Genomic DNA, 21,417 nt, shown 5'->3' with positions numbered 1-21,417 from the left:
CCTCCATCCTAATTCGTGAGAGCGCTGTCGATCATGGCAACGACGTTCTGCGTGCCGGTGCGCGTGCCGACGTGCGCGGCCGCCTCAGCCATGCGATCGATGCGTGTGCGATCGGCGAGCAGCGGGAGGAGCTCCTCGCGCACCTTGTCGCCGGTGAAGGTGCTGTCCTCGATCAGCAGCGCGGCTCCCGCGGCGACCGCCGACGCCGCATTCAGACGCTGCTCGCCGTTGCCGACGGCGTAGGGCACGTACACCGCGGGGATGCCGAGAGCACTGATCTCGCTGACGGTTGCAGAGCCTGCGCGCGAGACGATCAGATCGGCCAGCGCGAATGCGAGGTCCATCCGGTCGACGTAGCGACGCATCGCGTACCCGGGCACTTCCGGATCGACGAGGTCGCTGCGCTCCCCCGTGACGTGCAGCAGCTGCCACCCGGCGGCGAGCACATCGCCCCAGGAATCGGCCAGTGCCTCGTTCAGTCGGTGCGCACCGAGCGACCCGCCGAACACGAGCAGCACGGGGCGGGCAGGGTCGAGTCCGAAGGCTGCAGCGGCCTCTGCGCGCGATGCCGCGCGATCGAGATCGACGATCTCGTGGCGCAGCGGCATCCCGACGACCTCTCCCCGCTTGAGCGGGGTGCCCTCGAAAGCGACACCTACTCCGGCGGCGCGTCCCGCACCCAATCTGTTCGCCAGCCCCGGCCGGGCGTTCGCCTCATGCACGACGTACGGAACTTTCTCGCGGCGCGCGGCGACGTAAGCGGGGGCTGAAGCGTAACCGCCGAATCCGACGACGACATCGACATCGTGCTCACGGATGTGCGCGCGCACCTGCGCGATCGCCGTGCGGAACCGTCCGGGGAAGGCGATGGCCGCCCGATTCGGGCGTCGAGGGAACGGCACCTTGTCGACGATGAGCAGCTCATAGCCACGAGCGGGCACGAGCCTCGCTTCCAGCCCCTCCTTCGTCCCGAGTACCAGGACGGACGCGTGCGGGTCGCGCTCGCGCAGAGAGTCAGCGACAGCGAGCAGAGGATTGACGTGGCCGGCAGTGCCGCCACCTGCGAGGAGGTACGAGGTCACCTCGTGACCTTACCCCGCTCAGTTGCAGGAATCGTGCGAGCGAACGCGAGGAGCACGCCGCACGCCAACAGCACGGCGAGCAGGGCGGTACCACCCTGCGACATGAACGGCAGCGGCACGCCCAAGACCGGGAGCACGCCGATGACGACGCCGATGTTGATGAGCGCCTGGCCGAGGATCCATACGGTGATGCCACCGGCTGCGACGCGGATGAACGGGTCATCGGTCTTGCGCATCACGTGGAAGGCGCCGACCGCGAAGAAAGTGAACAGCGCCAGCACGACGAGGCAGCCGATGAGTCCCAGCTCTTCGCCGACGATTGCGAAGATGAAGTCGTTCGAGGCTGCGGGGAGCCAGCCGTACTTCTCTTGGGAGTTGCCGAGGCCGAGGCCGAAGATCCCGCCGTTGGCCATGCCCCATACAGCGTGGATCGACTGGTAGCAGTCATGCTCGTAATTGCTCATGTCAGAGCACACAGCGGTGATCCGTCGCATGCGGTCGGGGCTTGCGATCGCCAGAGCGATGACACCGACGACTCCGAGCAGAACGGGGAGGATGAACAGGCGCAGCTTCACGCCGGCGAAGAACAGGCAGCCGAGCAGGATGAGCACCAGCACCATTGCGGTACCGAGGTCGCGACCGGCCATCACGGTGCCGAAGACGAGCAGCCCGACCGGGATGACCGGGATGAACACGTGCCGCCAGATGCCCAGCAGCGCGCGCTTGCGCAGCAGCACGTAGGCGACCCACAGTGCGAGCGCGAGTTTCAGAAACTCTGATGGCTGCATCGTGAAGCCGGCCAGACGGATCCAGTTGCGGTTTCCCGCGTCGGTGACGCCCAGAGGGGTGAACACCAGCAGCTGCATCAGGGTGGCTGCGATGAGCAGCGGCCAGGCCATCTTCTTCAGGAATTTGATCGGCAGTCTGCTCACGAGGAACATCAGTGGGATGCCGATGGCGGCGAACATGCCCTGCTTCAGTGCCGTGTCCATGACGCCGGATTCGGTCGCGCTGGTAGCGGAGATCACCATCACGAGCCCGAATACCGTCAGCAGCAGAGCTGTGGATGCGATCAGCAGGAACTCGCTCGAGGGCGGGGTGAAGATCCGTCCCAGTGAAACACGAGCGGCAAGGCCGCGTGAGTCGGAGTGCGAGGAGTCGGCGACCGCGTGGTCAGTGCGCGACGGGCGGGCTGCCTGCGTCATCGGCACTCCCCCGGTCGATCCACTTCTGCACCGCGTCGGCGAAACGGTGGCCACGATCCGCGTAGCTCTCGAACTGATCGAAGGATGCCGCGGCGGGTGCCAGTAGAACTGTGCCCCCGCCAGTGGCGATCCCGGCGGCCAGTTCCACCACGCGGGTCATCACATCTTCAGTCTCACCAGTGGCGACCTCATAGACGCGCACGTCGGGCGCGTGTCGCGCGAATGCCGCCAGAACCTCGCCGCGCTCTGCGCCGATGACAAGGGCTGCGCTCGCTGTGCGGCCAGCACCTGCCACGAGTTCAGAGACGTCGACACCCTTCAGATCGCCGCCCACGACCCAGACGGCCCCGGGGTACGCCCGCAGCGAGGACGCAGCCGCATGCGGGTTGGTGGCCTTGGAGTCATCGATCCAGGTGACGCCAGCGTGTCGTGCCACGACCTGGATCCGGTGCTCATCGAGACGAAAGCGCTCCAGTGCGCGGCGGATTGCCGCGGGCTCCGTGCCGAGGGCCCGCGCCAGAGCGCTGGCGGCGAGAATGTTCTGCACGATGTGCGGTGCGGCAAGCCCTGCCTGCTCGAGCTCAGCGATCGTCGTCAGCTCGAGAGCATTGTTGCGACGATCGTTGAGAAAAGCACGATCGGCGAGAATGCCATCGACCACGCCGACATCGCTGGGACCGGGGATCCCGAGGTCGAATCCGATCGCTCGGGCGCCGTCTGTGACGTCAGCCTCTTCCACCATGGCCCTGGTCACCTCATCGGCCTTGTTGTAGACGCAGGCGACGCGCGTATTGCGATAGACGAAGGACTTCGCCTCGCGATACGCCTCGGCGCTGCCGTGCCACACGAGGTGGTCGTCAGCGAGGTTCAGGCAGACCGCCGAATGCGGCACGAGCTGTCCCTCTGGCGCACTCTGACCGATGTACCAGAGCTGGTGGCTGGAGAGCTCGACGACGAGCACATCGAATCCGGCGGGATCTCGAATGGCATCCAGTACGGGGACGCCGATGTTTCCGCAGGGAGCGGCACGAAGCCCTCCCTCGACGAGCAGCGACGCGGTCAGCTGCGTGGTCGTCGTCTTGCCGTTGGTGCCGGTGATCAGCACCCACTCCGCCGGTGTTCCATCGGCGCGTACGACCTTGTCGCGCACGCGCCAGGCCAGTTCCACATCGCCCCACAGCGCGATGCCCGACGCGACCGTCCAGCGGATGATCGGGTGCGAGGGCGCGAATCCCGGGGATGCGACGACGACGTCAGGCGCGAACTCCACAAGTTCTGACAGAGCCTGATCGAGTGGCCCGAGCACGAGGTGCGCACCGATCACGGGGACGAGGCGCTCATAGTCCTCGGATGCCTCCTCGGAGAGGACGAGCACCTCTGCGCCGAGCTCAGTGAGCGTGTCTGCAGCAGCGAACCCCGTCACGGACAGGCCCAGCACGGCAACGCGCAGCCCCTTCCAGTCGGCGTGCCAGCTGGTGAGGGCTTCTAATCGTTGTGTCATTTCACGCGCCAGGTCATATCAGGGTGAGCCATTCCACATAGAACAGCCCGATCGCCCCGATTGCGAGAAGACCCGCGATGATCCACAGGCGGACGACGATCGTCACCTCTGGCCAGCCGCGCATCTCGAGGTGGTGATGGAACGGGCTCATCAGGAACAGTCGCTTGCCGCGAGTGATCTTGAAGTACAGCCGCTGCAGGATCACCGATCCGGACGACAGCACGAAGATGCCGGCGATCACGAACAGGAGGAGCTCGGTGCGGGTGAGGATCGCCATGGCGGTGATCACACCGCCGATTGCCATCGAGCCGACATCGCCCATGAAGACCTTGGCCTTGGGAGCGTTCCACCACAGGAATCCGATGAGACCTGCCGCGAACGAGGCTGCGACGATCGCGAGGTTGAAAGGATCGCGCACCTCGTAGCAGGCATCCAGTGCGGCAGGATCGACGCCAGTGCCCGCGCAGGATTGCTTGAACTGCCAGAAGGAGATGAGGCTGTAGGCGCTGACGACGAAGACGCCTGCGCCAGCTGCGAGGCCGTCAAGACCATCGGTGAGGTTCACGCTGTTGGAGGTCGCGATGCCGATCACGGCGATCCAGATCAGGTAGACGATCCAGCCGATCACCACGCCGAAGGCGAAGAGGTCGAGCCACGGGATGTCACGGAACAGCGAGATCGATCCGCTGGCCGGAGTCTGACCGTACTGGTTCGGGAAGTTCAGCCCGATGATTCCGAACGGGATCATGACGAGGAGCTGGCCGAGGACCTTGCGCCACCCGGAGAGGCCGAGGCTGCGCTGCGAGCGCACTTTCATGTAATCATCGATGAACCCGACTGCGCCGAAACCCACCATGAGCCACAGCACGAGGATCGCCGACAGCGCCGGGGTGCTGCCGCCGGCGTAGACGCCGGTGAAGTAGCCGACGATGGTGCCGAGGATGAAGATCACGCCGCCCATCGTGGGAGTGCCGCGCTTGGCTTCGTGGCTGGGGTTGGCGACGTCTTCAGGGGTCCGGATGACCTGTCCCCAGCCCCAGCGGCGGAACAGGCGGAGGAAGACCGGAGTCAGGAAGAGCGTGAAGGCCAGCGATATCGCCGCAGCCATGAGGAGTGATCTCACGAGAACAATTCTCCCAGACGGTCACCGAGATGCCGGAGCCCCACGGAATTGGATGATTTCACGAGCACACGATCGCCGTCGCGCAGCTCGGTTCGCAGATACTCGAACGCGGCGTCCTGATCGGGCAGATGCACCGCTTCGCTGTCCCACGAGCCCTCGCCGACAGCGGAGAGGTAGAGCCTGCGGGCCTCCGGCCCGACGACGACGATGCGTCGGATGTTCAGACGCACGGCGAGCAGACCGATGCGGTCATGCTCCTCTCCCGCGCTCTCGCCGAGTTCGCTCATCGCGCCGAGGACGGCGACCGTGCGCTCCTGTGGACCGGTGATCTGCGCGAGCGTACGCAGAGCCGCGGCCATCGAATCTGGGCTGGCGTTGTACGCGTCGTTGATGATGCGCACGCGGTCGCTTCCCATCGGCTGCATCCGCCAGCGCTCAGCGACCTCGACGGTCTCGAGCCGCGCGATCGCGTGCTCGGTGCTGACTCCCAGCACGCGGGATGCGGCGATAGCAGCGAGCGCGTTGGAGATGTGATGTGCACCGAGAACCTTGAGGTGCAGCGGACGACTCTCCCCATCGATGGTGATGAGTGCGCGCGTGCCGTCCGCCGCGACGTGGACGTCAGATGCGCGAACCTGCGCTGATTCGCCCTGGCCGAAGCCGACGACCGTCATACCGCGGCCTTCAGCGCTCTCGCGCATAGCCCAGACGCGCGGGTCATCGCTGTTGAGCACAGCGATGCCGTTCGGACGAGATGCCGCAATCAGCTCTGCCTTCGCTTTCGCCGTGCTCTCGATACCACCGAAACCACCTGCGTGGGCCAATCCGACCATCAGGATGATCGCGACGTCGGGCTCGATGAGGCCTGCCAGGTGGGCAATGGATCCGGACTCCGATGCGCCGAACTCGCAGACGAGGAAGCGAGTGTCGTCAGTCACTCTGAGCATGGTGAGGGGCGCGCCGACTTCGTTGTTGTACGAGTCGATCGGCGCGACCGTCTGGCCCTCGTCCTGAAGGATGCGGGCGATCAGGTTCTTCGTCGTCGTCTTGCCATTGGACCCGGTGATGCCGACGATCTTCAGTTCGCCGCTGGCACGCACTTTCGCGACGACTGCACGAGCGAGCACGGCCAGTGCTGCGACAGCATCCGGCACGACGATCTGCGAAACTGCGACATCGACGGCGTGCTCGACCAGCGCGAGAACTGCACCGCCCTCGACCGCCGCCCCGACGAAGCGGTGACCGTCCGTCTCGGCCCCGGGCTTGGCGATGAAGATCCCACCGGGAGTCATCTTGCGCGAATCGGTGTCCACCACCCCGTTCACGACGGTATCGGTCGTGTCAGCACCGACGACTCGCAGATCGCCTCCGGTGATGGCAGCGATCTCAGCGAACGACAGAGCGATCATGTGGCGTCTCCATGCGCGGCACAATGCCGGCTAATTGAACTTGGGGAGCCACTCGTCCATCGGTACGGTGGACGGCGAGACTCGATATGTCTTCAGCACCTGCGTCATAGCCTTCTGGAAGGCGGGTGCGGTGGCGGCGGACGATACAACCTTAGTCGGCTCATCGAGAGTCACCAGCACGACGTACTGCGGGTCATCGACAGGAGCGAACCCGGCCAAGCTCGTAGAGTAGCGCCCTTCGATGTACCCGCCTTCCCCTGCCTTCTCTGCGGTACCGGTCTTGCTCGCCACCCGATAGCCGGGCACTTCGAGCTGTTTGCTGAGACCGCCCTGCACCGTGACGTTCTCGAGAATGCGCGATACTTCGGCCGCGGTCTCCTGGGAGATGATCTGCTTACGTTCGGGCGCATCGGGCTTGATGACTGTTCCATCGCCTCGAGTGCATGACTCGATCAGCGACAGGTCGATCTTCTCGCCGCCGTTGGCGATGGCCTGATACGCGCCCGCGACCTGAGGAGCCGTGACTGTAAGAGCTTGACCGAAGGTGGTCGTGTACAGCGTCTGGCTGTCCCAGTTCTCGTAGGGATGCAGGACCCCCGCCTCTTCGCGCGGGAAGCCGATCGTCTTCTCTCCGACTCCGAACTTCTGGATGTAGTCGTATCGTGTCTTCGCATCGATCAGCGTGCCGAACTTCGACAGCGCAATGTTCGATGAGTCGATCATGGCTCCGGCGAGCCGATACTGGTAGTTCTCGTGACGGAACGGATCATTGACCACCGCTCCGTTCGGGAAGGTCTCGCGGTCGTCTGCGGAGACGATGGTGTTCATGTCCGCGCCACCGGCATCGAGCACCGCGGCAGCGGTGATCGCTTTGAACGTCGACCCTGGCTCGAACGTCGCACCGAAGACCTTCGTGCCCCAGTTCTCCGGAGAAGAAGCGTTGAGGTCGTTGGGGTCGAGCGAGGGCCATTCGGCCGCCGCACGGATCTTGCCGGTCGTGACTTCGACGACCGTCACGGTGCCCGAATTGGCACCCATCCGCTGTGCTTCCTCAGAGATCATCTGCTGCAGGTACCACTGCAGGTCGCTGTTGATGGTCAGCTGTACGGAGCCGCCATTGACGGCTTCTTTGACCCGTTCGCTGCCGGGAATGATGTTGCCGTCTTTGCCGCGGAGGTACGTGCGCTCACCGTTGCTGGGGGCGAGGCACGTTCCTTCCATCTGCTCGATGCCCGCTTGTCCCTGCCCCGCGTTGTCGACGTAGCCGACGACGTTTCCGGCGACCGCGCCGTTGGGATAGACCCGCGTCTCACGCGCATCGGCGTGCAGGTAGACCAGGTCGAGATCGCGCAGTTCGATGTACTTCTCAGTGCTCAGACCGTTGGCGAGCTGGTAGTACTGCGAGCTGGGGTCGTTCTCGAGGTTCTGCGCGACGCCGGATCGCAGTTCTTCGGCGTCTTGACCCGTGATCGCAGCGATCTTCTCGGACGCGTCGCTCCACGGCACCTTCGGCGGCTTCTCGGTGTCGTTCTCGAGCTGCATGATCAGGCTCGGGCTCAGCTGCGCGTCGTAGACTTTCACGCTCGAAGCGAGCGTGATGCCGTTCTGGTCGAGGATCGTCCCTCGATCCCCCTCCAGCGTCACGGTGCTTCCGAGCTGGCCGACGTTGAGCGAATCTGCAACGTGATCGTTCGCGCTCACGACCTGGATATCGACCAGGCGGACCACGAACGCCGAGAGTACGGCGAGGATCACCGCGAGGGCGACGACCGTCCGGCGGCGCGGGCCGCGGGTTGCTCGAGTCGTCATACTGCGTGCTCCGTGTCCGTGTCAGCGGGTAGTCGGGCTGGGGAGGCCATCGGTGATCGGTGGGGGGAGGTTCGGATCGGGCGCGTCGCCCGCTGTCTGGTCTGCTGCCGCGTTCTCTGCCGCCGCAGCCTCGAGCGCGGCGTGGTCGAGCAGGGCGTTGTGCACCGCACCGCTGCCCTTCGGATCGACTGTGGATCGCCAGTCGGCACCGGTGTTCGCACCGATCACGGCCGAGTCGCTCAACCGCAGGTAGGACGCGGATCCCGCCACGACCATTCCGAGTTCGGATGCTTTCGTCGCCAGCAGCTGGGGCGATTCGATGCCGGCGAGCTCATCCTGGAGGGCGCTGGCCTGCAGATTCAGCTCGCGCTGCTGGGATGTGAGGTCGGCGAGCACGAAGGAGTCGTTGGTGATGGCGAGTGACAGCCCGATCTGAGCGGCGCCGATGAGCGCTGCCCCGCCGAGAGCGGCCAGTGCGTAGACGAGCTTCGGCCGACGGCGAGGAACGGGAGCGACGACCGTGCGCAGCCGACGACCGGTGCTTGCCGGCTTCGACGGTGAGGTCGGTGCGGTCGTCGGCAGCAGGGCTGCGGCGGTGGCCCGGCTCATACTGCTGCCCTTACTCGTTCGGCTGCGCGCAGGCGCACCGGAATCGCACGCGGATTGCGCGCCCTCTCTTCGTCGCTCGCGAACTCGGCACCCTTTGTCAGCGTGCGGAAGCGGGGGGCGTGCTCGGGGAGCTCGACGGGGAGGCCCGCGGGGGCAGTCGATGCGGATGCCGCAGCGAACGCCTGCTTGATGAGGCGGTCCTCGAGCGACTGATAGCTCATCACGACGATCCGGCCTCCGACGGTCAGAGCCTCCATGGCGGCGGGGATCGCGTCGGCGAGAACACTGAGCTCGGAGTTGACTTCAATGCGCAGGGCCTGGAAGACCCGCTTGGCTGGATGCCCGGCTCGCTGCACGGCCGCCGGAGTCGCTGCCTGCAGCAGGTCGACGAGATCCTGTGAGCGAACGAGCGGCTGCGCCTCGCGCGCCTGCACGATGAAGCGCGCATAGCGGGCGGCCAGCTTCTCTTCGCCGTACCGCTCGAAGATGCGCCGCAGGTTTCCCTCGCTGTAGGTGGCGAGGACTTCAGCCGCGGTCACACCCTTGGTCTGATCCATCCGCATATCCAGCGGAGCATCCTTCGAGTAGGCGAACCCGCGCTCTGCCTCATCGAGCTGCAGCGAGGAGACGCCGAGGTCCATCAGGATGGCGGATGCACCCTGCGCGTGCAGACCGATCTCGTCATACACCGTGTGCACGAGCGTGAGCCGGTCGGCGAATCGTGCCAGCCGCTCGCCTGCGATGCGCAGCGCATCGGTGTCACGGTCGAGACCGATGAGTCGGATGTTGTCGAACCGCTCGAGGAGTGCTTCGGAATGGCCGCCCATACCGAGGGTGGCATCGACCACGATCGCACCATCGTGCTTGATGGCCGGGGCCATCAGCTCGATGCAGCGATCAAGGAGTACGGGGGTGTGGATGTCGCGAAGGTTCATGAGCCTGTCCGGTGACCTGGGCCCTGATCCCCCTCCGCTTCTCGACCCGGCACCGGGGAAGTGTGTCGGGGCGGGAGCGGCGGGGCATCACAGCCGAGGTCAGAAGAGTCCGGGAATCACCTCCTGCTCCAGTTCTGAGTAGTTGTCCTCGCCAGCAGCGAGATAGTCGTTCCAGGCCGCGGCATCCCAGATCTCGGCGTGCGCGCCGACGCCGGTGACGATGAGCTCTTTCTCGAGCCCCGCGTACTGACGGAGATGACTGGGGATGGTGATGCGGTTCTGGCTGTCGGGCATCTCTGCGCTTGCCCCGGAGAGGAACATGCGCAGGAAGTCACGGGCCTGCTTGTTGCTGAGCGGTGCTTGCCGGATCCGCTCGTGCATCGCCTCGAACTCGGCAGTGCTGAACACGTAGAGACAGCGCTCCTGGCCACGGGTGACCACGATGCCTCCGCCGAGATCCTCACGGAACTTCGCTGGCAGGATGACTCGACCTTTGTCGTCGAGCTTCGGTGAATGCGTTCCCAGCAACATCGGCCATCACCCCCTCTGCAACCGGCCAATTCGAGGTTGCCCCCACTTTACTCCACTTTCCTCCACATTCATATGGTGACGCAGGAAAAGAGTGCCATACGGCGCGAGAAATAACCTCTATTCCGCCGTAATTCCGGGGCGCAGCGAAGTGGAGGAGAGAATCACCCAGAAACGCAAAAAGACCCGGATGCACGAGGCATCCGGGTCAGAAGTGGAGAGGTGTCAGTGGCCGTCTTGGCGACGATCCCAACGATCGTTCATGCGATCCATGAACGAGGAGGAGTTCTGTGGAGTCTTCGGCGAAGCGCTCGGCGGGGTGGGTGCTGATCCGCCCACGCGGCGGACAGGGGTCACCGCGAGAATAACGCCGACGAGCATTGCCGCGAAGCCGACGACTCCGATGATGATGCTGACGACTGCGCCGAGCTGGCTGCCAAGGGCGACTCCGGCGACGAGCGCGCCGATTCCAACGAGCAACAGAACTGCGCCGTAGACGAGATTGCGGTAGCTGAGTGTGCGATCTCCGGACGGCGCACTCACAATGTCAGCGTCGTTATGCAGGAGATGGCGTTCCATCTCATCGAGCAGACGCTGCTCCTGTTCAGACAGTGGCATGACGCCCCCCTCGGGTTCGATATGTCCCAGTCTACGCGCAACCAGAGCACGGAGGCTAGGTTTCGGCTGAGAACCTAAGCTGATTATCGTGCCCCTCTCCAGCCAAGTCCAGCAGGCCGTCGCCGACCGCCTGGAACGCTTCATCTCAGCGATGCGTTCCGAGGCCGCACCGTACGGTCCGGATGCCGCGCTCCTCCTTGATGCGGCGGTTCAGACGCTGCATGGCGGCAAGCGGCTGAGGGCGCGATTCTGCCACTCCGGCTGGACCGCGGTGGCGCGTTTCGCCGACAATCGAGCCCAGGCGACAGACCCCCTGTGGGACCTCTGCGCGGCCGTCGAGATCTTCCAGTCCGCGGCGCTCGTCCACGACGACCTGATCGACAACTCCGACACGCGTCGCGGCCGCCCGGCCGCACACCGCGCGCTCCAACAGCTGCACGGCGAGCAGCACTGGGCCGGTGACGCGGATGCGTTCGGACGTTCGTCCGCGATCCTCCTCGGTGACCTGCTCATCTCGTGGAGCGATGACCTCTTGGAACAGGCTCTGACAGAGCATCCGCACGCGGCATCCGTGCGGCGCGTATACGCACGCATGCGACGCGACGTGACGACCGGACAGTTCCTCGACATCGCCGAGGAATCCGCGTGGCGGGTCAGCCCAGACGCCGAGCACGCGGAGCGCGCGCTGCGCGTCGCCTCGCTGAAGTCAGCGCGGTACAGCGTCGAACAGCCACTCGCTCTCGGTGCCGCACTCGCCGGAGCGGATGCCGATCAGCTGGCTGCCCTGCGCGCCTTCGGCCACCCGCTCGGAATGGCATTCCAGCTGCGCGATGACGTCCTCGGTGTCTTCGGCGACCAAGCGGTGACCGGCAAGCCGACCGGAGATGACCTGCGCGAGGGGAAGCGCACGGTGCTCATCGCACTCACGCGTGAGAATCTTGATGCTTCTGCTCGTCGAGTGGTCGATGATCTCCTCGGCGATCCTGACCTCGAGGATGCCCAGGTGGCGGCGCTGCAGGCGACGATCTCCGACTCGGGAGCGCTGGATCAGGTCGAGGAGATGATCCGCGCCTATGCCTCGGAGGCCGACCGAGCGCTCATCGGCGCACGACTTGATAATGCGGCTGTCGGGGATCTGCGCGATCTCGCACGTGCCGCAACTGTCCGCACCGCCTGACGCTCAGTCCGGGTGTTTCGCGGCTTACGCGAGTGTGCGTGCGATCCGGCGCACGGAGCTCTTGTGTCCATCGAGGAGAGCAGCGATGGGCGTGCGACCGAGTTCGGCTTCTTCGGTGAACAGCCAGTCGATGGCTTCGTCATCGCTGAGTCCGGCATCCGCGAGGGCCATGATCGTGCCGCGCAGCGATGCCAGCGGACGGCCGTCGACGATGAAGATCGATGGAACGGCGAATGGACCGTTCCGCGTCGAGCCGACCAGGTACTGCTCCGCGATGAGCCGACGGACACGGCCGAGCGGTTCACCGAGAACCTCGACGAGATCGGGGGTGGTCAACCATTCGGTGGCGAGCTCGCCAGCTGTTTCATCAGACACATTCTGACTATCTCACTTCCCACGCGGCATCACACAACTGAGGCTGTGTGGTTCCAGTCACTCTCTTCACTTTGGTTGACATGTGCCTCACGTCGTGTCAGCGTTTCAAGGGTTCAGAAAAGGGGGGAACCTTGAAGATCACCGCGACTGCACTGCGAGAGAAATACGTTCACATCGGTGCGCCGGCTGCCGCTCTCGGCGTGCTGGCGAGCACTCTGGCAGCAGTTCCTGCACACGCGGCCCCCGCTCCAGCCGCATACACCGTGCAGTCCGGCGATACGGTCGCTGCCATCGCCGAGCGCTTCTCGCTGGCGACCGTGGACGTGCTCACGTGGAACGGGCTCGGCTGGCGATCGGTCATCTACCCCGGACAGACGCTCGCTCTCGCCGCGCCCGCCGCACCCGCCTCGGCGCAAGCAGCCACGCCTGCCCCTGCTGCATCGACGCACACCGTCGTCACCGGCGACACGATCTTCGCAATCGCTCAGCGCTATGGGACGACGGTGGCGGCGATCCTCGCCGCGAACGGCCTCGGCCAGGGCGCCATCATCTACCCGGGGCAGAGCCTCACGGTCGGTGTCGCCGTTGGTGTCGCACCGCCGGAGCAGGTCTCCGAGGCTCCAGCAACAGTCCTCACCGCTTCAGTGACACTCAACCCGCCGCAGGCGGAGAACGTCGCGCTCATCATCCGGATCGGGCGTGAGCTCGGTGTCTCCGACCGCGGCATCGCGATCGCGCTGGGCACCTCGATGGTCGAGTCGTGGCTGCGCAATCTCGACTGGGGCGACCGCGATTCGCTGGGACTGTTCCAGCAGCGCCCGAGCACCGGATGGGGCACTGCCGACCAGATCATGAACCGCGACTACAGTATTCGCGCTTTCTTCACCGGAGCATCCGACCCGGACGGCACGATCACCCGCGGACTGCTCGATATTCCCGGCTGGGAGGGCATGTCCTTCGCGGAGGCAGCGCAGTCCGTCCAGATCTCTGCGTATCCGCAGCGCTACGCCGAGTGGGAGACTGCGGCATACGAATGGCTGGCGCAGTACGGGTAATTCCGGATGCCACCTCGCCGAAAGGTGAGGCGCTCCCCGGGCTTTCAGCCACTTCTTCATAGAATCTGTACGTGACGACCAATCAGCAGGCCGATCCCCTCATCGGGCGGCTTGTCGACGGCCGGTACCGTGTTCGCGCTCGCATCGCCCGCGGCGGAATGGCCACGGTCTACGTCGCCACCGATCTTCGCCTGGAGCGCAGGATCGCTCTGAAGGTCATGCACGGCCACCTCAGCGACGATTCGGTGTTCCAGAGCCGCTTCATCCAAGAGGCGCGCGCGGCAGCCCGGCTCGCCGACCCGCACGTCGTCAACGTCTTCGACCAGGGTCAGGACGGCGAGCTGGCGTACCTGGTCATGGAGTACCTGCCCGGCATCACCCTGCGCGAGTTGATGCGTGAGCAGAAGCGACTGACGATCACCCAGACCGTCACCATCATGGACGCGATCCTCTCCGGGCTCGCCGCAGCGCACAAGGCCGGTATCGTCCACCGTGATGTGAAGCCCGAGAACGTGCTGCTCGCCGAAGACGGCCGCATCAAGATCGGCGACTTCGGCCTCGCTCGCGCGACGACCGCGAACACCGCGACCGGGGCACAGCTGCTCGGCACGATCGCCTACCTCGCTCCCGAACTCGTCACCCGCGGAACCGCCGACGCCCGCAGCGACATCTACGCGCTCGGCATCATGCTGTACGAGATGCTCGTCGGCGAACAGCCGTACAAGGGCGAGCAGCCGATGCAGATCGCGTTCCAGCACGCGACGGAGTCGGTCCCCCGGCCGAGTGTTCGCAATCCCGGTGTCCCAGAGCAGCTCGACGAGCTCGTGCTGTGGTCGACGGAGAAATCACCTGACGAGCGGCCGAACGATGCGCAGGAGATGCTCGATCGGCTGCGCGATATCGAACGGCAGCTCGGGGTCTCCCCCACGCCGACCGCCACAGCGGCAATGCCCACTCGCTCGCACCATGACTCAGGCGACCTGACCAAAGTCATGCCCGCGACGATGGTGATCGATGATTCCACAGGACCCGTGGCTGTCGCACAGCCGATCGACAACGCCACGGTGCTGCGCCGCAGAACAGCGAATCGTCGCGCGCGCGGCGCCTTCCTCCTCGCCCTCGTCCTCCTGCTTGCCGTTCTCGCAGGCGGAGTCGGCTGGTGGTTCGGTTCTGGACCCGGTTCGCTCGTCGCCGTTCCTGCGGTGGCGGGAATGAGCTACGAGGATGCCGCCGCCGCTCTCACCGAAGAGGGCTTCGTTCCCTCCGCCGCAGAAGAGAGCTCCGTCGATATCGAGCCGGGACTGGCGATCCGCACGGATCCGGGCGAGGGTGAGCGACTGGACGGCGGCAGCGAAGTCAGCGTCTTCATCTCGACAGGACCTGCTCCCCGACGCGTCGATTCCCTCAACGGCATGACCGCAGACGAGGCCCGCACCTATCTCGCTGAACTCGGACTGACGGTGTCTGACGACGACCTGCTGCTGTACTCACGTGCAGATGACGGCATCGTGATCAACGCCAGTGTCACTCCGCGTGATGGCGGCGACGCTGTCGAGTGCGGCGAGGGATGCGACGTGCACGAAGCCGACACGGCCCAGCTGGTCGTGTCGCTCGGTGGCCTGCCTGACGTCGTCGGAATGACGACGTCAGAAGCATCGGCTGCGCTGGCCGAGAAGGACATCCAGACGACGACGACTGAGGAATACAGCGACAGCGTCGAAGAGGGGCGAGTCATCAACACCGCTGAACGTGAGGGCGGTGGCAACTGGCGCCCCGGCGACACGATGGCTCTGGTGGTCTCACTCGGACCGCAGCTGTTCGCCGTCCCCGACGTCACGGGAATGAACCGCGATCAGGCGGCCCAGGCTCTGCGTGACGCGGGGTTCGAACCGACCTGGAATCCACTGTGGACGCCGTTCCCCAACGGCCTGACCGAAGTCACTGGAACCGACCCAGCCGCAGGCAAGATGCGCCGGGCCAGCACCGAAGTGACGTTGCTGATCCGCAGCAGCCTCTAGCGCTTGCGCGCGAAGCTCAGCGCTTCTCGAGCTCCTCAGCAACGAGGAAGGCGAGCTCCAGGCTCTGCATGTGGTTCAGGCGCGGGTCGCACAGGCTCTCGTAACGCGTCGCAAGACCCTGCTCGTCGATCTGCTCCGAGCCGCCGAGACACTCGGTGACATCGTCACCGGTGAGCTCGACGTGGATGCCGCCGGGGAAGGTACCCACCGCGCGGTGCGCTTCGAAGAAGCCACGCACCTCGTCGACGACGTCGTCGAAACGACGAGTCTTGTAACCGGTCGGCGTCGTGATGCCGTTGCCGTGCATGGGGTCCGTGACCCACAGCGGCTGCGCACCCGAGTCGCGCACGGCCTCCAACAGCGGCGGAAGTGCGTCACGGATCTTGCCCGCCCCCATGCGGGTGATGAAGGTGAGGCGGCCAGGTTCGCGGTTCGGGTCGAGCTTATCGATGAGCTCCAGCGCCGTCTCCGCGGTCGTCGTCGGCCCGAGCTTCACACCGATCGGGTTGCGGATCTTCGAGAAGTAGTCCACGTGCGCACCGTCGAGGTCACGCGTGCGCTCACCGATCCAGAGGAAGTGCGCCGAGGTGTTGTACGGAGTGTCGGTGCGCGAGTCGATACGCGTCATCGGGCTCTCGTAGTCCATCAGCAGGCCCTCGTGGCCGGTGAAGAACTCCACGCGCTTGAGCTCGTCGAAGTCGGCCCCCGCCGCCTCCATGAACTTGATGGCGCGGTCGATCTCAGCGGCCATGCGCTCGTAGCGCTGGTTGGCGGGGTTCGACGCGAAACCCTTGTTCCAGGAGTGCACTTCGCGGAGGTCGGCGAAGCCGCCCTGCGTGAACGCACGGATCAGGTTCAGCGTCGAAGCAGCCGTGTGATACCCCTGCAGCAACCGCCCCGGATCTGCCTTGCGCGAGCCCTCGGTGAAGTCGTAGCCGTTGACGATGTCGCCGCGGTACGCCGGCAGAGTGACCTCACCGCGCGTCTCGGTGTCGCTGGAGCGGGGCTTGGCGAACTGCCCAGCCATCCGGCCCATCTTGACGATCGGCATCGACGCGCCGTAGGTGAGCACCACGGCCATCTGCAGCACGGTCTTGATGCGATTGCGGATCTGCTCAGCAGTCGCACCTGCGAAAGTCTCAGCGCAATCGCCGCCCTGCAGGAGGAAGGCTCCCCCAGAGGCCGCACGTGCGAGACGGTCGCGCAGGTTGTCCACCTCACCCGCGAACACGAGTGGAGGGAGCCCCGCGATCTGCTTCGAGACATCGGCGACGTGGTCGAGGTCGGACCAGGTCGGCTGCTGCTTGATAGGAAGGTCGCGCCAGGTGTCGAGGCCGGCATCGTGCTGCTGAGACATTTCCCCAGCTTACTGGCGCGACAGCCTCGCTCGCGCCGTCATGACTGACGAGGCGCCCGCTCCTTGACAGAGGATGCATACACGTCGTCGTACTGCTGCTGCCCCAGTCGCTGCAGAGCGACCATGATCTCGTCGGTGACCGATCGCAGGATGTATCGGTCGTTCTCCATGCCCGCGTAGCGGGAGAAATCCAGCGGTTCGCCGATCACGATGCCCACCCGTACGACACGAGGGATCGTCCGGCCGATCGGCATCGCAGTGTCGGTGTCGACCATGATCACCGGGATCACCGGGACTTTCGCTTCGAGGGCCATGCGCGCAAGACCAGTGCGGCCGCGGTAGAGCTTGCCGTCGGGACTGCGGGTGCCCTCGGGGTAGATGCCGAGCACATCACCGCGGCCGAGCACCTGCAGACCGGTGTTCAGCGATGCCTCCGACGCTTTTCCCCCAGAACGATCAATCGGGATCTGGCCGGTCGCCTTCATGAAGTTCTTCGTTGCCCAGCCCTTGAGACCGCGTCCGGTGAAGTAATCGCTCTTCGCGAGGAACGACATCGGTCGATCGATCAGGATCGGAAGGAACACCGAGTCCGAGACCGAGAGGTGGTTGCTGGCGAGAATCGCCGCGCCGGTGCGCGGCACGTTGTCGCGCCCCACGATCCAGGGCCGGAACACAGCCTTGACGATGGGGCCGACCACCACATATTTCATCAGCCAGTAGAACATCGTGGGGAAGTCTATCCCCGAGCCGTCACCTTCACGGGTCATCATGAGAGGGGTGCCCGAAAAGTGATGCGACCGAGTCTCACTTGCTACGCTACTGAATGTCAAAATTCACCGAGCTCGCGCGTCGATGTGCCCTAGACTCAGGGAAAGCCGTGCCCGACCGGTACCGAAGGAGTTGCCGTGGTCCAATTCGAAGTCCCCGCGATCGTCCCTGCTGATCCCGAAGCGAACATCACCGACCTGTTGGTCAAGCGCGTCGAGGCCACACCGAACCGAGCATTGTTCTCCGTGCCAAATGGAGAGGGCTGGCGCGATATCTCCGCGGCTGACTTCCAGACGGCTGTCATCGCCCTCGCCAAGGGCTTCGTCGCCGCTGGCATCCAACCGGGCGAGAAGGTCGGATTCCTCGCCCGCACCACGTATGAGTGGACGCTGGTCGACTTCGCGCTCTTCTACGCCGGCGCGGTGATGGTTCCGATCTACGACACCAGCTCCCCCGCGCAGATCCAGTGGATCATGGAAGACTCCGGCGCCATCGCGCTCATCGTCGAGTCCGCAGACCACTTCGCAAAGGCTGACGAAGTGCGCGGTGACCTGCCGCTGGTGCGCGAGATATGGCAGCTGCACCTCGGCGCCATCGACACGCTCACGGCCGCAGGAACCGAGATCGAGGATGCCGAGATCGAGCGCCGCCGGAATCTCGCCGTCGGATCCGATATCGCCACACTCATCTACACTTCGGGCTCCACCGGTCGGCCGAAGGGATGCGTGCTCACGCACAGCAACTTCGTCGAGCTGACCCGCAACTCCGCGAAATCGCTCGACAAGGTCGTCCAGACCCCCGGCGCCTCGACCGTGCTCTTCATCACCACCGCGCACGTCTTCGCACGATTCATCTCGCTGCTGAACGTCCACGCAGGTGTGCGCACCGGACACCAGCCCGACACCAAGCAGCTACTGCCCGCGCTCGGCTCCTTCAAGCCGACGTTCCTGCTGGCCGTGCCGCGCGTGTTCGAGAAGGTGTACAACTCCGCCGAACAGAAGGCTGAAGGCGGCGGAAAGGGCAAGATCTTCCGTGCGGCGGCTGCGGCGGCCATCGAGCACTCCAAACTTCTCGAAGAGGGCAAGAAGATTCCGTTCGGCCTGAAGATCAAGTTCGCGCTGTTCGACAAGCTGGTCTACAGCAAGCTGCGCGAGGCCATGGGCGGCAACATCGCATACGCGGTTTCCGGCTCTGCTCCCCTCGGCCCGAGACTCGGCCACTTCTTCCACAGCCTCGGCGTGGTGATCCTCGAGGGATACGGCCTCACCGAGACGACCGCGCCGGCAACAGTGAACCTCGCCGACAAGTCGAAGATCGGCACCGTCGGACCGGCTATCCCCGGCGTTGGTGTGCGACTCGCTGAAGACGGCGAGATCGAAGTCAAGGGCATCAACGTCTTCAAGGAGTACTGGAACAATCCAGAAGCAACGGCTGAGTCGTTCCACGATGGCTGGTTCCGCACGGGAGACATCGGCAGTTTCGATTCCGAAGGCTTCCTGACGGTCACCGGCCGTAAGAAAGAGATCATCGTCACGGCAGGAGGCAAGAACGTCGCCCCCGCCGCGCTCGAGGATCCGATCCGCGCGAACCCGATCATCAGTCAGGTCGTCGTCGTCGGTGACCAGAAGCCGTTCATCTCGGCACTCATCACGCTCGACTCCGAGATGCTGCCCACCTGGCTCGGCAACAACGGGCTCGCGGCCGACATGTCGATCGCTGAGGCATCGAAGAACCCCGCGGTCATCGCTGAGGTCCAGCGCGCCGTCGACATCGCGAACAAGAACGTCTCGCGTGCCGAGTCGATCCGCAAGTTCCGCATTCTCGAGACGGAATGGACCGAGGAGAGCGGACACCTGACGCCGAAGATGTCCATCAAGCGCAACGTGATCCTGAAGGACTTCGAGAACGAGGTCTCAGCGATCTACGACGAGCCGGTCAGCACGACCAACGTCTCTATCGGAGGCTAGAACCAGTCGCTCTCTCGCACCTCACGCATGGCGATCTTACGATCCGCCGGCGTGAGGCGCGAGAGATACAGCATCCCGTCCAAGTGATCGGTCTCGTGCTGAAGAGCCTGCGCGAGCAGACCGTCACCTTCGAGCACAACGGCATTGCCGTCGAGGTCGATTCCTTCAACACGAGCCCACGGGTGGCGCAGCGCGTTATGCCACAGACCCGGCACTGAGAGGCATCCCTCTCCTGTCGGCACTGGCTCGCCGCGCACCTCAGTCAGCACCGGGTTGAGCACATAACCGATGTCGCCGTCGATGTTATAGCTGAACGCGCGAACTGCGACGCCGATCTGCGGCGCTGCCACACCGGCACGCCCTGGGAGTTCGACGCTATCGATGAGGTCCGCAACGAGTGACCGCACACCGTCATCGATCTCGTCCACTGGAGCGCACACTGTGCGCAGCACGGGGTCGCCGAAGACCCTGATCTCGCGAACAGTCATCAGGCGGCCTTCGCCCGCAGGCCCTCGACGAGGAGCGCCGCGAGCTCTCGCGCTGCCTGACGGGTCTCGGGCTGCAGGCTCGTGAACACGATTGCGCCTCCGCCGGCGATGTGCGTGTCGTACGGCATGCGCACGACGTTCTTCGCGCGCGTGCGGAAGTGTGCCTCGAGCTCGTTCAATCGCACGAGAGGACTCCCCGGAGTCGACTGGTTCAGCACGATGATGGCGTTGCGCGCCTGTGCCTCATATCCATTGCTCTCCAGCCAGGTGAGCGTCTCCGAAGCCAGTCGGGCTTCATCCACGCTCAGGCCCGACACGATGATGATCTGGTCGGCGAGGTCGAGGGTCGCTCCCATCACCGAGTGGACGATGCCTGTTCCCGTGTCGGTGAGGACCATCGAGTAGTAGTGCGCAGCTACGCGGGCGACGTCACGATAGTCGTCATCGTTGAATGCCTCGGCCACACGAGGATCCGAATCCGATGCGAGCACATCCAACCTGGTGGTATCGCGAGCGACGATCGCCGAGATGTCGTGGTAGCCCTTCACGTCGGCCTGGATGCGGACGAGGTCGCGCACGGACTTGTCGTTCGTGCGCAGAATGCGATCAGCCAGCGTGCCGCGATCGGGGTTCGCGTCGACAGCGATCACGCGGTCGTCACGAGCATCCGCCAGTGCCATCCCGAGCAGAGCCGTGATCATCGTCTTGCCCACACCGCCCTTGCGCGACAGCACGGGAACGAAGCGCGCTCCCCCGGTGAACGGGCTCGAGATCCGCGCCGTGAGCGCCTTGCGCTCGCGGGCGCGCTTGCCGTCTCCGATATTGATGCGCCGACCCGAGATCGTGTAGAGCAGGTGGCTCCACGCACCCTCAGGTTCCGGCTTTGTCAGCTGGTTCGGGTTGAGGAGGCGATCGGAGGTGAGCAGATCTGCCGTCTCACGAGAAGACTGCCCCTGCTGGTCGCCGAACCGCTTCGCGGTGAGAGCCTCAGCAGGCTTCTCCGGCACGACGGGTGCGAGCACCACGGGTGCGACCGCCGCGGGTGCGGAGATGGTGTCGTCGACGCTGTCATCTGGGTCATCGACTTCGGATGCTGCGGGCGCAGCATCCTGCTCGACCGACGCTTCCGCCTCTGGGACGTCTGCTTCGGCGAGTGGTACCTCGATGATGCCGACGATGATCTCTTCGTCAGATGCGATCTCCCCGTCGACGACGGAATCGTCGACAAGATCATCGTCGTCTGCGCTGTTCGGCAGAGCAACGCTGACCTGTGCCGTCTGTCCGAGGACGCCGAGCGTCGTGGTGTCCAACGAGGCGGCCTCGTCGAGCACGCCGAGGGAATCTTCCTCGTGTGCGTCGGAACTATTCTTCGATGTCACAGTGTCACTCCAAG

19 protein-coding genes are annotated in these 21,417 nt (G+C 64.9%); 4 read left to right on the top strand and 15 right to left on the bottom strand.

The window, feature by feature from the left end; translation table 11 throughout:
- Positions 1 to 8 precede the first annotated feature (8 nt).
- The 10 genes from ACN0RC_RS09975 to ACN0RC_RS09930 all read right to left on the bottom strand — a co-directional run bounded on the left by ACN0RC_RS09975 (position 9) and on the right by ACN0RC_RS09930 (position 10,819).
- A complete protein-coding gene (locus tag ACN0RC_RS09975; protein WP_417511265.1) occupies positions 9 to 1,082 on the bottom strand; it encodes a UDP-N-acetylglucosamine--N-acetylmuramyl-(pentapeptide) pyrophosphoryl-undecaprenol N-acetylglucosamine transferase in 1,074 nt (357 codons plus the stop codon).
- Positions 1,079 to 2,287 carry a putative lipid II flippase FtsW gene (gene ftsW, locus ACN0RC_RS09970; RefSeq protein WP_417511263.1) on the bottom strand — a complete coding sequence of 403 codons (1,209 nt, stop codon included), beginning with the start codon at positions 2,285 to 2,287 and terminating at the stop codon, positions 1,079 to 1,081. The genes ACN0RC_RS09975 and ftsW overlap by 4 nt, the downstream gene beginning before the upstream one ends.
- Positions 2,256 to 3,788, bottom strand: coding sequence for a UDP-N-acetylmuramoyl-L-alanine--D-glutamate ligase (gene murD / locus ACN0RC_RS09965; protein WP_417511261.1), 1,533 nt, complete (start codon positions 3,786 to 3,788; stop codon positions 2,256 to 2,258). Before murD ends, ftsW begins: the two co-directional genes overlap by 32 nt.
- A gap of 13 nt (positions 3,789 to 3,801) precedes the next feature.
- Positions 3,802 to 4,911 (bottom strand): phospho-N-acetylmuramoyl-pentapeptide-transferase, encoded by a 1,110-nt coding sequence (mraY, locus tag ACN0RC_RS09960; RefSeq protein WP_417511259.1) that lies wholly within the window; start codon positions 4,909 to 4,911, stop codon positions 3,802 to 3,804.
- Positions 4,908 to 6,320, bottom strand: coding sequence for a UDP-N-acetylmuramoyl-tripeptide--D-alanyl-D-alanine ligase (locus tag ACN0RC_RS09955; RefSeq protein ID WP_417511257.1), 1,413 nt, complete (start codon positions 6,318 to 6,320; stop codon positions 4,908 to 4,910). Before ACN0RC_RS09955 ends, mraY begins: the two co-directional genes overlap by 4 nt.
- 30 nt (positions 6,321 to 6,350) lie before the next feature.
- Entirely contained in the window at positions 6,351 to 8,129 is a 1,779-nt protein-coding gene (locus ACN0RC_RS09950; protein WP_417511255.1) for a peptidoglycan D,D-transpeptidase FtsI family protein, read from the bottom strand.
- Between the two features lie 21 nt (positions 8,130 to 8,150).
- Positions 8,151 to 8,738 carry a hypothetical protein gene (locus tag ACN0RC_RS09945; RefSeq protein ID WP_417511253.1) on the bottom strand — a complete coding sequence of 196 codons (588 nt, stop codon included), beginning with the start codon at positions 8,736 to 8,738 and terminating at the stop codon, positions 8,151 to 8,153.
- Complete coding sequence (rsmH, locus tag ACN0RC_RS09940) at positions 8,735 to 9,673, bottom strand: 16S rRNA (cytosine(1402)-N(4))-methyltransferase RsmH (protein ID WP_417511251.1); 939 nt, start codon at positions 9,671 to 9,673, stop codon at positions 8,735 to 8,737. Before rsmH ends, ACN0RC_RS09945 begins: the two co-directional genes overlap by 4 nt.
- A gap of 99 nt (positions 9,674 to 9,772) precedes the next feature.
- Positions 9,773 to 10,204, bottom strand: a complete 432-nt coding sequence (gene mraZ / locus ACN0RC_RS09935) for a division/cell wall cluster transcriptional repressor MraZ (RefSeq protein WP_417511249.1) — start codon at positions 10,202 to 10,204, stop codon at positions 9,773 to 9,775.
- Between the two features lie 222 nt (positions 10,205 to 10,426).
- A complete protein-coding gene (locus ACN0RC_RS09930; RefSeq protein WP_417511247.1) occupies positions 10,427 to 10,819 on the bottom strand; it encodes a DUF3040 domain-containing protein in 393 nt (130 codons plus the stop codon).
- A gap of 88 nt (positions 10,820 to 10,907) precedes the next feature.
- On the opposite strand from ACN0RC_RS09930, the gene ACN0RC_RS09925 reads away from it, so the two are divergent.
- Positions 10,908 to 11,996 (top strand): polyprenyl synthetase family protein, encoded by a 1,089-nt coding sequence (locus tag ACN0RC_RS09925; RefSeq protein WP_417511245.1) that lies wholly within the window; start codon positions 10,908 to 10,910, stop codon positions 11,994 to 11,996.
- Between the two features lie 24 nt (positions 11,997 to 12,020).
- Here ACN0RC_RS09925 and ACN0RC_RS09920 read toward each other — a convergent pair whose 3' ends face one another.
- Positions 12,021 to 12,371, bottom strand: coding sequence for an Rv2175c family DNA-binding protein (locus ACN0RC_RS09920; protein ID WP_417511243.1), 351 nt, complete (start codon positions 12,369 to 12,371; stop codon positions 12,021 to 12,023).
- Positions 12,372 to 12,502: 131 nt separating this feature from the next.
- Here ACN0RC_RS09920 and ACN0RC_RS09915 point away from each other — a divergent pair, with 131 nt between their 5' ends.
- On the top strand, positions 12,503 to 13,426 hold the full coding sequence (locus ACN0RC_RS09915; RefSeq protein WP_417511241.1) for a LysM peptidoglycan-binding domain-containing protein: 924 nt from the start codon (positions 12,503 to 12,505) through the stop codon (positions 13,424 to 13,426).
- 71 nt (positions 13,427 to 13,497) lie between these two features.
- Complete coding sequence (gene pknB, locus ACN0RC_RS09910) at positions 13,498 to 15,444, top strand: Stk1 family PASTA domain-containing Ser/Thr kinase (protein ID WP_417511239.1); 1,947 nt, start codon at positions 13,498 to 13,500, stop codon at positions 15,442 to 15,444.
- Between the two features lie 16 nt (positions 15,445 to 15,460).
- Here the strand turns inward: pknB and ACN0RC_RS09905 are convergent, their stop codons facing one another.
- The gene (locus tag ACN0RC_RS09905) at positions 15,461 to 16,801 is read right to left on the bottom strand and encodes a class II 3-deoxy-7-phosphoheptulonate synthase (RefSeq protein WP_417511237.1); all 1,341 of its coding nucleotides are present in this window, start codon (positions 16,799 to 16,801) and stop codon (positions 15,461 to 15,463) included.
- Positions 16,802 to 16,839: 38 nt separating this feature from the next.
- A complete protein-coding gene (locus tag ACN0RC_RS09900) occupies positions 16,840 to 17,526 on the bottom strand; it encodes a lysophospholipid acyltransferase family protein (RefSeq protein WP_417511680.1) in 687 nt (228 codons plus the stop codon).
- A gap of 180 nt (positions 17,527 to 17,706) precedes the next feature.
- Between ACN0RC_RS09900 and ACN0RC_RS09895 the strand changes: the two genes are divergently transcribed.
- On the top strand, positions 17,707 to 19,536 hold the full coding sequence (locus tag ACN0RC_RS09895) for an AMP-dependent synthetase/ligase (protein ID WP_417511235.1): 1,830 nt from the start codon (positions 17,707 to 17,709) through the stop codon (positions 19,534 to 19,536).
- Here the strand turns inward: ACN0RC_RS09895 and ACN0RC_RS09890 are convergent.
- Positions 19,533 to 20,024, bottom strand: a complete 492-nt coding sequence (locus ACN0RC_RS09890; RefSeq protein ID WP_417511233.1) for a peptide deformylase — start codon at positions 20,022 to 20,024, stop codon at positions 19,533 to 19,535. The genes ACN0RC_RS09895 and ACN0RC_RS09890 overlap by 4 nt on opposite strands.
- Positions 20,024 to 21,403, bottom strand: coding sequence for a MinD/ParA family protein (locus tag ACN0RC_RS09885; protein WP_417511231.1), 1,380 nt, complete (start codon positions 21,401 to 21,403; stop codon positions 20,024 to 20,026). Before ACN0RC_RS09885 ends, ACN0RC_RS09890 begins: the two co-directional genes overlap by 1 nt.
- Positions 21,404 to 21,417: the final 14 nt, after the last annotated feature.

This window comes from Microbacterium sp., assembly GCF_048259935.1.
Lineage (GTDB): Bacteria > Actinomycetota > Actinomycetes > Actinomycetales > Microbacteriaceae > Microbacterium.
This window is presented reverse-complemented; position numbering and strand designations above follow the sequence as displayed.